This window comes from Streptomyces sp. NPDC047869, assembly GCF_040704065.1.
Lineage (GTDB): Bacteria > Actinomycetota > Actinomycetes > Streptomycetales > Streptomycetaceae > Streptomyces.
Window position 1 is genome coordinate 62145 of the sequence record NZ_JBEYRK010000041.1, and the last position, 12010, is coordinate 74154.

The following is a 12010-nucleotide window of genomic DNA, read 5'->3' on the forward strand; positions in this document are numbered from 1 at the left end:
GCGGGCTGCTCAGACAAAGACCGTGCCGCGATGGCGAATTGAGTAGTGATTACTCAGGCGGGGGCCGCGGGGCGGTGATCGAATGAGGGATATCGGCCACGGCCGGCGCGGGACCCGCACGACACGGACCGGCCGGCCCCCGCCATGCCGGCTGCTGACATTGGAGGAAGAGTGGCGCCAACCGATCTGTCGATCCTGGACCTGCCGCACGACGCGGATCCGGACCCCGACGAGCTGGTCCGGGCGGCGATGGAGTGGCACTTCAGCCCGGAGACCGGATCGCCGTTCTGGCTGAAGCGGGCGGAGTCCCTGGACTTCAACCCCCTGTCGGACGTCAAGAGCCATGCCGACCTGGCCCTCTTCCCCAATGTGGCGAACGAGCTGCGGGACGTGCCGGCGGCGGACCTGGTGCCGCGCGGCTACGGCGAACACGCGGACGTCGTGGGCGTCTTCGAGAGCGGCGGCACCACCGGCGCGCCCAAGCGGGTGGTCTGCACGGAGGACTGGCTGCGCAAGCTGGTCGGCTGGAGCAACGCCAACCTCGACGTGCACGGCTTCCCGCGCGGCGTCGACTGGCTGGGCATCACCCCGTCCGGACCCCACGTCGTCGGTGAGATCTTCCGGCGCTCGGCCCGTACCCACGGCCGCTACGCCTTCCAGATCGACCTCGACCCCCGCTGGGTCAAGCGCCTGATCTCGGACGGCAAGGGCGGCCAGGCGGACGCGTACGCCGAACACGTCATCGACCAGGCCGCGTTCATCCTGCGCACCCAGGACATCGGCGTGATGACGGTCACCCCGCCGCTGCTGGAGCGCATCGCCCAGCGCGAGGAACTCGTCGAGCTCGTCAACCGGAAGGTGAAGGCCATCCGCTGGGGCGGCACCCAGATGGACCCCGACACGGAGGCCCTCTACCGGACCGAGATCTTCCCCGGCACGACCCTCTACGGGCACTACGGCAGCACGATGATCCTGGGCATCGCCGGCCAGCGCCACGGCACCCCGCTGGGCGAGCCCTGCGTGTTCGACACGTTCTCGCCGTACATCACCTTCCAGGTCGTGGACCCCGCCACCCGCGAACCCGTCGCCTACGGGGAGCGCGGCCAGGTCGTCATGCACCACGTCAGCAAGGCCCTGCTGCTGCCCAACAACCTCGAGCGCGACACCGCGATCAGGGTGCCGGCGCCCGAGGGCCGGACGGGGGACTCGGCCGCGGGCATCGCCCCGGTCGCCCGCTTCGAGGACGAGACCGTCATCGAGGGGGTCTACTGATGTCCGCCGAGCCGGGGCGGCCGGACGCACCGGACGCCGGGGTGCCCGTACTGGACGCACTCGGCCCGGCCGGGCCGTACCGCGCCCACAGCCGCCAGGAGGTCACCGACGTGACCGGGGCGGTCATGGCCGAGCTGAGCCTCGTGCCCGCGCTCTACGTCAACCGGGCGATGAAGGCCCTGCACGCCGCGACGCCGCTGCCCGCAGCCGAGCGGGCGGGCGCCCTGGCCCGCGCCGCCGACCTGTTCCGCACGGCGACCCTGGGCGGGATGACGGTCCGCGAGTACGAGACGGCCGTCAGCCGCGTCTCCGGCCTGCCGATCGAGGTCGTCCGGGTCGCGACCGTCACCTGCGCCGACCGCGTCGCGAACTCCTACCGCAGCGTCCAGCTCGCCCGGCCCACCGGAGCCGTGCCCGACTGGCGCGACCCGCTGGTGCGCACCTCCGAGGCCGTGTGGACGCGGCGCGGCGAGGTCATGGCCGTCCACGTGCCCGGCAACCACCCCGGCACGCACGGGTTCTGGCCGGAGGCGCTGGCCCTCGGCTACCGGATCGCCGTCCGCCCCGCCGTCCGCGAGCCGTTCACCGCGCACCGCCTGGTCCTCGCCCTGCGGGAGGCCGGGTTCGGCGGTGACCACGTCGTCCTGCTGCCCTGCGGCCACGAGGCGGCCGACGCCATCGTGCGGAGCGCCGACCTCGCCTACGGCGGGGACGAGATCATCCGGCGGTACGCCGACGACCCCGGCGTGCTCTCCCTGCAGCCCGGCCGCTCGAAGATCCTGCTGACCGCCGACACCGACTGGCGCGATCACCTCGACATGATCGTCGACTCGGTCGCCCGGCACGCCGGCAGCGGCTGCGTCAACGCCACCGCCGTACTGGTCGAGGGCGACCCCGCCCCGCTCGCGGGCGCGATCGCCGAGCGGCTGGCCGCGCTGCCCAGCCTGCCGCCGCACGACGAGAAGGCCGTCCTGCCCGTGCAGAACACCAAGGCGGCGCGGGCGCTGGAGAAGTTCGTGCTCGACCGGGCCCAGGGCACCCGCGCCTGGCTCGGCGGCACCGGGTTCGTCGACGAACTCGGTGACGGCAGCGCCGTCCTGCGCCCGGCCGTCCACCAGGTCGACTCCGCCGGCGCTCCCCAGCTCTCCGCCGAAGTCCCCTTCCCCTGCGTGTGGGTGGCGCCGTGGAGCCGTGAGGACGGTGCCGAGGCACTGCGCGACACCCTGGTCCTCACCGCCGTCACCGAGGACGAGGACCTCGTGCAGGCGCTGATCGACGAACCGACGATCAGCAACGTGCACATCGGCAGCCACGCCACCCACTGGCACCGCCCCGGTCTGCCGCACGACGGCTACCTGGGCGAGTTCCTGATGCGAAGCAAGACCGTCGTCCGCGTCTGAGGCAGGGAGCCGAGAGCGCAGACGCACACCGTCCGCCCCGGACGGCCCGAGCAATGTCCAGTCAGCAGCCGCTGCGAACCCAGGGAGCGATGTGTCCCGCCGCCTTTTCACCTCGGAGTCGGTGACCGAAGGTCACCCCGACAAGATCGCTGACCAGATCAGCGACGCCATCCTCGACGAGCTCCTGCGCCAGGACCCCACCTCGCGCGTCGCCGTGGAGACCCTGATCACCACCGGTCTGGTCCATGTCGCCGGCGAGGTGACGACCAGGGCGTACGCCGACATCCCGGCGCTGATCCGCGCCAAGGTCCTGGAGATCGGCTACGACTCCTCGCAGAAGGGCTTCGACGGCGCGTCGTGCGGCGTGGAGGTCTCCATCGGCGCGCAGTCCCCGGACATCGCGCAGGGCGTCGACACGGCGTACGAGCAGCGGGTCGAGGGTGCCTCCCGGCGGGAGGACGGGGACGAGCTGGACCGGCAGGGCGCGGGCGACCAGGGACTGATGTTCGGCTACGCCACCGACGAGACGCCCGAACTGATGCCGCTCCCGATCCACCTCGCCCACCGGCTGTCGCGGCGGCTGACCGAGGTCCGCCGGAACGGGACCCTCGCGTACCTGCGTCCCGACGGCAAGACCCAGGTCACCGTGGAGTACGACGGCGACCGGGCGGTCCGCCTCGACACCGTCGTGGTCTCCACGCAGCACGCCCCGGACATCGACCTGGAGTCCCTGCTGACGCCCGACGTCCGCGAGCACGTGGTCGAGCACGTGCTGGCCCAACTGGCCGCCGACGGCATGAAACTGGAGACCGAGGGCTACCGCCTGCTGGTCAACCCGACGGGCCGGTTCGAGATCGGTGGCCCGATGGGCGACGCGGGCCTGACCGGCCGGAAGATCATCATCGACACGTACGGCGGCATGGCGCGGCACGGCGGCGGCGCCTTCTCCGGCAAGGACCCGTCGAAGGTGGACCGCTCGGCCGCGTACGCCATGCGGTACGTGGCCAAGAACGTGGTCGCGGCCGGCCTGGCCGCGCGCTGCGAGGTGCAGGTCGCGTACGCCATCGGCAAGGCCGAACCGGTGGGCCTGTTCGTGGAGACCTTCGGCACCCACACCGTGGACGTGAACCTGATCGAGGAGGCCATCGCGGCGGTCTTCGACCTGCGCCCGGCGGCCATCATCCGTGACCTCGACCTGCTCCGCCCGATCTACGCCCGGACCGCCGCCTACGGCCACTTCGGCCGTGAACTGGCGGACTTCACCTGGGAGCGCACCGACCGCGTCGACGCGCTGCGCCGGGCCGTGGGCCTCTGACGGGACACGGACGAGACTCGACGGGAGCACGCAGCGATGCGCATAGCGGTGTCAGGGTCGATAGCGACCGACCACCTCATGGCCTTCCCCGGCCGTTTCACCGACCAGCTGATCCCCGACCAGCTCGACCACGTCTCCTTGTCCTTCCTGGTCGACGACCTGGAAGTGCGCCGGGGCGGGGTCGCGGCCAACATCGCCTACGGCCTCGGCCGGCTGGGCCTGACCCCCCTGCTGGTCGGGTCCGTCGGTCTCGACTTCGGCGCGTACGAGGTCTGGCTCAAGGACCACGGCGTCGACACCGGCGCGGTACGCGTGTCGGAGACGGCGCAGACCGCACGGTTCGTCTGCCTCACGGACCAGGACAGCAACCAGATCGCCGCCTTCTACGCGGGTGCGATGAGCGAGGCCCGGGAGATCGACCTGCGGCCCCTGGCCGCACGGCGGCGGCCGGACCTCGTCCTGGTCTGCGCGAACGACCCGGCAGCAATGATCCGCCACACCCGGCAGGCCCGGGAACTGGGACTCCCCTTCGCCGCCGACCCCTCCCAGCAGCTCGCCCGGCTGACCGGTCCGGAGGCAGCCGAACTCGTGGACGGCGCCACCTGGCTGTTCACCAACGAGTACGAGGCCGCACTGCTCGTCGAGCGGACCGGCCGCACGCGCGAGGACCTCCTCGCGAGCGCCGGCACCTGGGTGACCACCCTCGGCGAGCGCGGCGTACGGATCGAGCGGCAGGGCGAGCCGGAGCTCCTCGTCCCGGCCGTCCCGTGCGAGCGGGTGACCGACCCGACCGGGGCCGGCGACGGATTCCGGGCCGGATTCCTCGCGGCCGTCGCCGCCGGCCTGCCGCTGGTCGCGGCCGGCCGGCTGGGCTGCGCCGTGGCCGCCTCGGTGCTGGACGCCGTCGGCCCCCAGGGCTACGAGGCCGACACCGGCCGGCTGGAGGAACGCGTACGGGCCACGTACGGGCCCGCGGCCGCCGCGCAACTGCGGCCGGTCCTCGGGTCGGGCACATGACGCTGCGCGAGACGCTCGCCTCCGGCACCCGGTCGTTCTCCTTCGAGTTCTTCCCGCCCAGGACGCAGGCCGGACACCGCAACGTGTGGGACGCCATCCGGCGCATCGAGGCGCTGGCGCCCACCTTCGTCTCGGTCACCTACGGAGCGGGCGGCTCCTCCCGGGACCGGACCGTCGAACTGACCAAGCGGATCGCGTCCGACACGACCCTGCGCCCGGTGGCGCACCTCACCGCCGTGGGGCACTCGGTCGCCGAACTGCGCCGCATCATCGGCCAGTACGCGGACGCCGGGGTGCGCGACGTCCTGGTACTGCGGGGAGATCCACCAGGGGACCCGCGCGGGCCCTGGACACCGCACCCGGACGGTTTCACCTACGCCCACGAACTGGTCACCCTGGTAAGGGAGTCCGGGGCGTTCGGCGTCGGCGTGGCGGCGTTCCCGGAACGCCATCCGCGCTCCGCCGACTGGGACAGCGAGATCCGGCACTTCGTGGCCAAGTGCCGGGCGGGCGCCCACTACGCCATCACGCAGATGTTCTTCGACGTCGACGACTACCTGCGGCTGCGCGACCGGGTGGCCGCCGCGGGCTGCGACCTGCCGATCATCCCGGAGATCATGCCGGCGACCGACGCGCGGCAGATCCGCCGCTTCGCCGAACTCAGCGACGCCGCCTTCCCGGCGCGGCTCGCCGACCGGCTCGAAGCCGCACGCGACCGGCCCGCCGAGGGCCACCGCATCGGTGTGGAGTACGCCGTCGCCATGTCCGAGCGGCTGCTGGCGGAAGGAGCGCCGGGGCTGCACTACATCACGCTGAACCGGTCCACGGCGACGCTGGACATCCACCGCGCCGTCATGGCCACCCAGGGCGTCACCGCCTGAACCCCGGCGGCACGACCCGGCCCGGAATTCCGAAAACGGAATGCCGGCCCGGGTCGTGCCGCTGTGTCATACCCACGTCCATAAACGACAGTTCTGCCGGTCAGGGAAGGTTTTTATTGGACACCTTCCGGCGGGCGGCAGATGATCCTAGGGAACCGCCGAGTGGCGATCCGAAGGGGAGGAGTGGAGTGCACGCATCCCATGCGAATCCACGGGAAGTGAAATTCGCAGCCGTTGTCGCCGAGATCTGGTGTGAGGTTCTGGAAGTCCCCGCGGTGGGCGACGAGGACAACTTCTTCGATCTCGGCGGGCACTCCCTGCTGCTCCAGATGGTCCGCGAGCGAGTCATCCAGCGCACCGGTGAGGACATCGAGCTCATCGAGTTCTTCACGCACCCGACCGTACGGTCGCTCGCGCGCCGCCTCGCGGGCGAGGGGGCCACGGCGGCCGATGCCCGGCGCCGCCCGGCCGGCCGGCCGAACCGGCTGGGAAACCGGCGGGCCCGGCTCGGCGAAAACGCCTCGGACACCCGCGGAGAATTCGGTGAGTGATTTCGAAACCCAAGAAGGAGACGACGGTTTCATCGCCGTCGTCGGAATGGCGGGCCGTTTTCCCGGCGCCGCCGACGTAGACGAATTCTGGGCCAACCTCTCGGCGGGCATGGACTCCGTCACCCGCGACACCCCTCAGATCTTCCCGGGCGGTGCCCCCGACGGCGGCGACCTCACCTATGTGCCGTCCCGCGGCCGGCTCGACGGCGCCGAGTGGTTCGACGCCGACTACTTCGGCTACTCCGCGAGGGAGGCGTTCCTGATCGACCCGCAGCACCGGGTCTTCCTGGAATGCGCGGCAGCGGCCCTGGAGGACGCCGGCGCGGACCCCGACCGCTTCCCCGGCGCGATCGGCGTCTACGGCGGCTGCACCGAAACCCGGTACGCGGACGCGCTCCGGGCCCAGCGGGCGCGGCTCACCGAAGTCACCGAGGACGACATCGCGCTGGGCACCGCCCCCGACTTCCTGGTCTCCCGCACGGCCGAGCGCCTCGGCCTGCGCGGCCCCGCGGTCGCCGTGCAGTCGGCCTGCGCGACCGCCCTGGTGGCCGTCCACACGGCCGGCCGGGCCCTGCTCGCCGGGGACTGCGACATGGCCCTGGCGGGCGGCGTCGCCGTGCACGTGCCGCCCAAGACGATCACGTGGACCGGACCGGACGGCACGCTGGCGCCCGACGGCGTCTGCCGCGCCTTCGACGCCAAGGGCGAGGGCACCGTCGCCGGCAACGGAGTCGGCGTCGTCGTCCTCAGGCGGCTGTCCGACGCGCTCGCCGACGGCGACCACATCCGCGCGGTCGTCCGGGGGTCCGCCGTGACCAACGACGGTTCCGGCCGCATCGGTTTCACCGCCCCCACCGTGGCCGGGCAGGCCGCCGCGGTGCGCGAGGCGCAGCTCACCGCCGGCACCGACGCGCGCACCATCACCTACGTCGAGACCCACGGCACCGCCACCCCGCTCGGCGACCCGATCGAGGTCACGGCCCTCACGCAGGCCTTCCGGGCCGACACCGACGAGCGGGGCTTCTGCTCCATCGGCTCGGTGAAGACCAACATCGGGCACGCCGACGCGGCGGCCGGTGCCGCGGGCTTCATCAAGACCGTCCTGGCACTCGGGCACCGGCGGATCCCGCCGAGTCTGCACTTCACCGAGCCGAACCCGGCGATCGACTTCGAGACCGGCCCGTTCAGGGTCGCGACCGAACTCACCGACTGGGAGCCGGGCGACGCCCTCGTCCGGCGCGCCGGCGTCAGCTCCTTCGCCGTCGGCGGCGTCAACGCCCACCTGGTGCTGGAGGAGGCCCCGCGGCGGACGCCGGCCGAGTCCGAGCGGCGCGCCCGCCTGCTGGTGCACTCCGCGCGCACCCCCGCCGCGCTGCGCGCCCGGATGGCCCGGTTCGACGAGCGGCTCGCCGGCGCATCGGCCCCGGCACACGCCGATGCCGCCTGGACGCTCCAGACGGGCCGGCGCGAGCACGAGTACCGCGCGTTCACCGTCGCCGGCGACGGCCCGGCCCGCGAACCGGTCCGCTCGGCCGAACCCCCGCGGGTCAGGCCCGTGGTGTTCGCCTTCCCCGGCCGGATCGGCCCGGCGGAGGCCTGGCGGCTGCACACCGGCGAGCCCGCGTTCCGGGCGGCCTTCGACGCCGTCCTGGACAGCGCCGACGACCGGATCGTCCCCACGGTGCGCGCCGTCGCCAGAGGGCTGGCCTGGCCCGACGACCCGGTGGTGCGCGACACCTACGTCCTCGCCTTCGAGTACGCCCTGGCGGCGCTCTGGCAGCGCTGGGGCATCCGGCCCGGCGCGGTCCTCGGCACCGGCACCGGCTCCCTGACCGCGGCCGTCGTGGCGGGCGTCCTCACGGTCGCCGACGCGGTACGGCTCATCGCGGACCCGGACCGGGCCCGCGGCGGCGAGGACGGACTCCGCACGCCGGTGACGGACCTGGACCCGCGGCCGCACCGGATCCCCGTGGTCCTCGGCGACGGCACCTGGAACGACACCGGTACCCCGATCCCGGCCGAACGCTGGGCGGATGAACTGCGCGCCGCCACCGGACCGGACGCGGCGCTGGACACGGTCCTGGCCGACCCCGAGCGCATCCTCCTTCAGGTCGGCGCCGGCTCGGGCCTGGTCACGCTCGCCCGGCAGCAGCCCCGCCACACCGACGGCCACCTCCTGCTGGCCGCGCTGGCCGGGCTCGACGACGGCGGTGACGCGCTGGCGGTCCTCTACGACGCACTCGGACGGCTGTGGCTGTCCGGCGCCAGGGTCTCCTGGACGGGCGTGCACGACGGGGAGCGCAGGGCCAAGGTGGCGCTGCCCACCTACCCCTTCGAACGGCTCCCGTACCTGGTGCGCCACCCCGCGCAGGAGGCGCAGACGGCCACCGGCGGCACCCCCGCGAGCGGTGCCGCGGCCGACGCGCCCATGGCCGACGAGCCCACCGCGGTCAGCGGCGACCCGGCGCGGGAGAGCGGGCCGGACTCCGGCGACCGCCCCGCCGACGACACCCCCCTCGGCGTGGTGCTGCGGCTGTTCGGCGAGGCGCTCGGACTGCCCGACATCGAACCGGACGAAAGCTTCTTCGAGCTCGGCGGCGACTCCCTCATCGCCATGAAGCTCTTCGCCCAGCTCAAGGAGATCTACCCGGTCGAGATCAAGATGCGTTCGCTTTTCGACGCCGCGACCGCGGCCGATCTGGCCGCGCTGATCGAGCAGCGGCTGGCCGACCCGCACCTGGACACGGAAGAGGAGTCCGCATGAGCGCCACCGGAGCGGCGACCGGCACCGGCCACGCGCCCGAGGCCGGCACGACGGCCGAGCTGCGGGCACGGTGGCTCTCCGGCCGCCGGCCCAAGACGGAGACCACGCTCGACCTGTACTGCTTCGCCCACGCGGGCGGCTCGGCTGGGGAGTTCGTACGCTGGGGCGGCGCCCTGCCCGGCATCCGCCTGTGGGCGGTGAAGCTGCCCGGCCGCGTGCCGCGGCAGGACGAGGCCCCGTACCTGAGGATCAGCGACCTGGTCACCGACCTCGTCGAGCAGGTCGACTTCGGACAGCGTGACTTCGCCTTCTTCGGGCACAGCCTGGGCGCGCTGATCGCCTTCGAGACCACCCGGGCCCTGCGCCGGGCCGGTCTGCGCGTGCCCCGGGCCCTGCTCCTGTCCTCCATGCAGCCGCCGCCCATCAGCACACGGCGCAACGTCCACGAGCTCCCCGACGACGAGCTGCTGGCCGAGATCGAGCGCCGCTGGGGCGCGCTGCCCCTGGTCGTCCACGAGGCGCCGGACCTCAAGCGGCTCGCGCTGCGCTACCTGCGCGCCGACGCCGAACTCGCCGACTCCCACGAGTACGTCGCCGAGGAACCGCTGGACATCCCGATCACCACGTTCGCGGGCGACGAGGAGGACCCCGGCCAGCTCGACTGGTCCGCCCACACCCGGAGCACCTTCACCAAGCACCTCCTGCCCGGCGGCCATTTCTACTTCCGCGACCCGCGGACGCAGGCCGAACTCCTGCGCCTCATAGGCGACGCGCTCGCCACGGAGATCTGAAGGACAGCCATGCGTTACACCACCTTCGGCCGCAACACCGGCCTGCGCGTCTCCGAGTACGCGCTCGGTACCGCCAACTTCGGCACCCTGTGGGGCGGCGGCGCCAGCCGCGAGGAGTCCCGCAAGATCTTCGACCGCTTCGCCGAAGCCGGCGGCACCTTCATCGACTCGGCCGACAACTACCAGATCGGCGAGTCCGAGAAGCTCCTGGGCGAGTTCCTCGGCGCCGACCGCGACCACTTCGTGGTCGGCACCAAGTTCACGCTGGGCGCCGGGCGCGCCCGGATCTCCAACACGGGCAACAGCGCCAAGAACATCCGCGGTTCGGTCGAGGCGAGCCTGCGGCGGCTCGGCACCGACTACATCGACGTCTACTGGGCGCACCTGCCCGACTCGGTCACCCCGGTCGAGGAGATCCTCACGGCCCTCGACCGCCTCGTCCGGGACGGCAAGATCCTCCACGCCGGGCTCTCCAACTTCCCTGCCTGGCGGATCTCCCGCGCCGTCACCCTCGCCGAACTGCGCGCGACGGCCCGCCTCGTGGGCATCCAGTTCGAGTACAGCCTCGCCGAGCGCGGCGCCGACCGCGAGCTGATCCCCATGGCCGAGGCCCTGGGCCTGGGCACCGCCCTCTGGGCCCCGCTCGGCGGAGGGCTGCTCACCGGCAAGTACCGGCAGAGCCGCCGCGGCCGCCTCAGCGACTGGGAGGGCCAGGCCATCCGGGTCGAGGACTCCGAGCAGCGCACCGGGATCATCGACGCCGTGCTCGCCGTCGCGGAGGAGACCGGCGCCCCCGCCGGGCAGGTCGCCATGGCCTGGCTGCGCGCCCGGGCGGAACGCTCGGCCACCACGATGGTGCCGGTCATCGGCCCGCGCACCGCCGACCAGCTCGAGGACTACCTCACTGCGCTGGAACTCACCCTCGACGACGCGCAGTTCGAGCGCCTGGAGCAGGCGTCCGCCATCCGTCCGGGACAGCCCTACGAGCTGATCGCCGGCCACCGGGACGCCGCGCTGGGCCGTCAGTCCGGCCGGTTCGTCCGGCCGGTCACCCCCGTGGCCTGACCGGCCCGCGCGAGCACGGACCCCACACGAGAAAGGGAAGGGCGGACCGCATGACGGATCTCGCACCGGACGAGCCCGGCTTCGACCCCGAGGGCCATGTCGCCGTCATCGGCATGGCGGCGCGCTTCGGACAGGCCACGGACCTCGACGCGTTCCGCGAGCACGGGGCCCACGGCGCCACGGACGCGACCGCCGGGCCGCTGGCCGACGCCTACGCGTTCGACCACAGGTTCTTCGGCGTCTCGCCGCGCGAGTCGGTGATGCTCGACCCGCAGCAGCGGATCCTCCTGGAGTGCGCCCAGCACGCCCTGGAGGACGCCGCCCACGACCCGGCCCGCGACGAGACGGTCGTCGGCATCTACGCGGGCGGCGCGACCACGGGGCACGCGGCGCGGCTGCGCGGCCGGGGCGCCGGGTCGCCCCACTTCGACGACCGGCAGGTCCGGGCCGCCACCGGGGCCGACTTCCTGGCCTCGCGGGTCGCCTACAAGCTGGGGCTGACCGGTCCCGCCGTCTCGGTGCAGGCCGCCGGGGCGACCACGCTGGTCGCGGTGCACACCGCCGTCCAGGCGCTGCTGGGTGGCGAATGCGACCTCGCCCTGGCCGGGTCGGTCACCGTGCACGACCCCGGCAACGCCGCCACCGGCGGCTGCGCGGTCGCCGTGCTGAAGCCGCTCCGGGCGGCCCTGGACGCAGGGGACCGGATCCACGCCGTCGTCCGCGGCACCGCCGTCGGCTCCGCGGGCGCCGGCGAGTCCCCGGAGGCGGGCCGGGCCCGTATCGCCCGGGACGCCCTGGCGGTGAGCGGGCTCGCCGCGGCACCTGACGCCGTGGAGGACGCGCCCGCCGGGACGAGCGTCACCGACACGGCACCGGCCGCGGCCCTCGCCCGTCCCGCACGCGCATGTGGTGACCACCACCACCCACAAGACGCTCGGCGGCCCCCGCAGAACG

10 protein-coding genes and 1 pseudogene are annotated in these 12010 nt (G+C 73.3%); all 11 read left to right on the forward strand.

The window, feature by feature from the left end:
- The first annotated feature begins 171 nt into the window (after window positions 1-171).
- Complete coding sequence (locus AB0924_RS34775; protein WP_366913588.1) at window positions 172-1272, forward strand: phenazine antibiotic biosynthesis protein; 1101 nt, start codon at window positions 172-174, stop codon at window positions 1270-1272.
- Window positions 1272-2672, forward strand: a complete 1401-nt coding sequence (locus tag AB0924_RS34780) for an aldehyde dehydrogenase family protein (protein ID WP_366913589.1) — start codon at window positions 1272-1274, stop codon at window positions 2670-2672. Before AB0924_RS34775 ends, AB0924_RS34780 begins: the two co-directional genes overlap by 1 nt.
- 91 nt (window positions 2673-2763) lie before the next feature.
- A complete protein-coding gene (gene metK, locus AB0924_RS34785) occupies window positions 2764-3987 on the forward strand; it encodes a methionine adenosyltransferase (protein WP_366913590.1) in 1224 nt (407 codons plus the stop codon).
- A gap of 36 nt (window positions 3988-4023) precedes the next feature.
- A complete protein-coding gene (locus tag AB0924_RS34790; protein ID WP_366913591.1) occupies window positions 4024-5004 on the forward strand; it encodes a carbohydrate kinase family protein in 981 nt (326 codons plus the stop codon).
- Window positions 5001-5885 (forward strand): methylenetetrahydrofolate reductase [NAD(P)H], encoded by an 885-nt coding sequence (metF, locus tag AB0924_RS34795; RefSeq protein WP_366913592.1) that lies wholly within the window; start codon window positions 5001-5003, stop codon window positions 5883-5885. Before AB0924_RS34790 ends, metF begins: the two co-directional genes overlap by 4 nt.
- A 218-nt stretch (window positions 5886-6103) precedes the next feature.
- Window positions 6104-6436, forward strand: a complete 333-nt coding sequence (locus tag AB0924_RS34800; protein ID WP_358934571.1) for a phosphopantetheine-binding protein — start codon at window positions 6104-6106, stop codon at window positions 6434-6436.
- Window positions 6429-9200, forward strand: coding sequence for a beta-ketoacyl synthase N-terminal-like domain-containing protein (locus tag AB0924_RS34805; RefSeq protein ID WP_366913593.1), 2772 nt, complete (start codon window positions 6429-6431; stop codon window positions 9198-9200). The genes AB0924_RS34800 and AB0924_RS34805 overlap by 8 nt, the downstream gene beginning before the upstream one ends.
- Window positions 9197-9991 carry an alpha/beta fold hydrolase gene (locus AB0924_RS34810; protein ID WP_358934566.1) on the forward strand — a complete coding sequence of 265 codons (795 nt, stop codon included), beginning with the start codon at window positions 9197-9199 and terminating at the stop codon, window positions 9989-9991. Before AB0924_RS34805 ends, AB0924_RS34810 begins: the two co-directional genes overlap by 4 nt.
- Before the next feature lie 9 nt (window positions 9992-10000).
- Window positions 10001-11056 (forward strand): aldo/keto reductase, encoded by a 1056-nt coding sequence (locus AB0924_RS34815; protein ID WP_366913594.1) that lies wholly within the window; start codon window positions 10001-10003, stop codon window positions 11054-11056.
- Between the two features lie 113 nt (window positions 11057-11169).
- Window positions 11170-11733 (forward strand): annotated as a pseudogene (locus AB0924_RS34820) (beta-ketoacyl synthase N-terminal-like domain-containing protein); the annotation flags it as partial.
- A gap of 232 nt (window positions 11734-11965) precedes the next feature.
- Window positions 11966-12010: hypothetical protein (locus AB0924_RS34825; protein WP_366913595.1), on the forward strand; the 45-nt coding region annotated here is incomplete at its 3' end.

Coding starts and splice junctions, on each gene's coding strand:
- AB0924_RS34780 (WP_366913589.1), top strand. CDS start 1,272: ATGTCCGCCGAGCCGGGGCGGCCGGACGCACCGGACGCCGGGGTGCCC.
- AB0924_RS34790 (WP_366913591.1), top strand. CDS start 4,024: ATGCGCATAGCGGTGTCAGGGTCGATAGCGACCGACCACCTCATGGCC.
- metF (WP_366913592.1), top strand. CDS start 5,001: ATGACGCTGCGCGAGACGCTCGCCTCCGGCACCCGGTCGTTCTCCTTC.
- AB0924_RS34810 (WP_358934566.1), top strand. CDS start 9,197: ATGAGCGCCACCGGAGCGGCGACCGGCACCGGCCACGCGCCCGAGGCC.
- AB0924_RS34815 (WP_366913594.1), top strand. CDS start 10,001: ATGCGTTACACCACCTTCGGCCGCAACACCGGCCTGCGCGTCTCCGAG.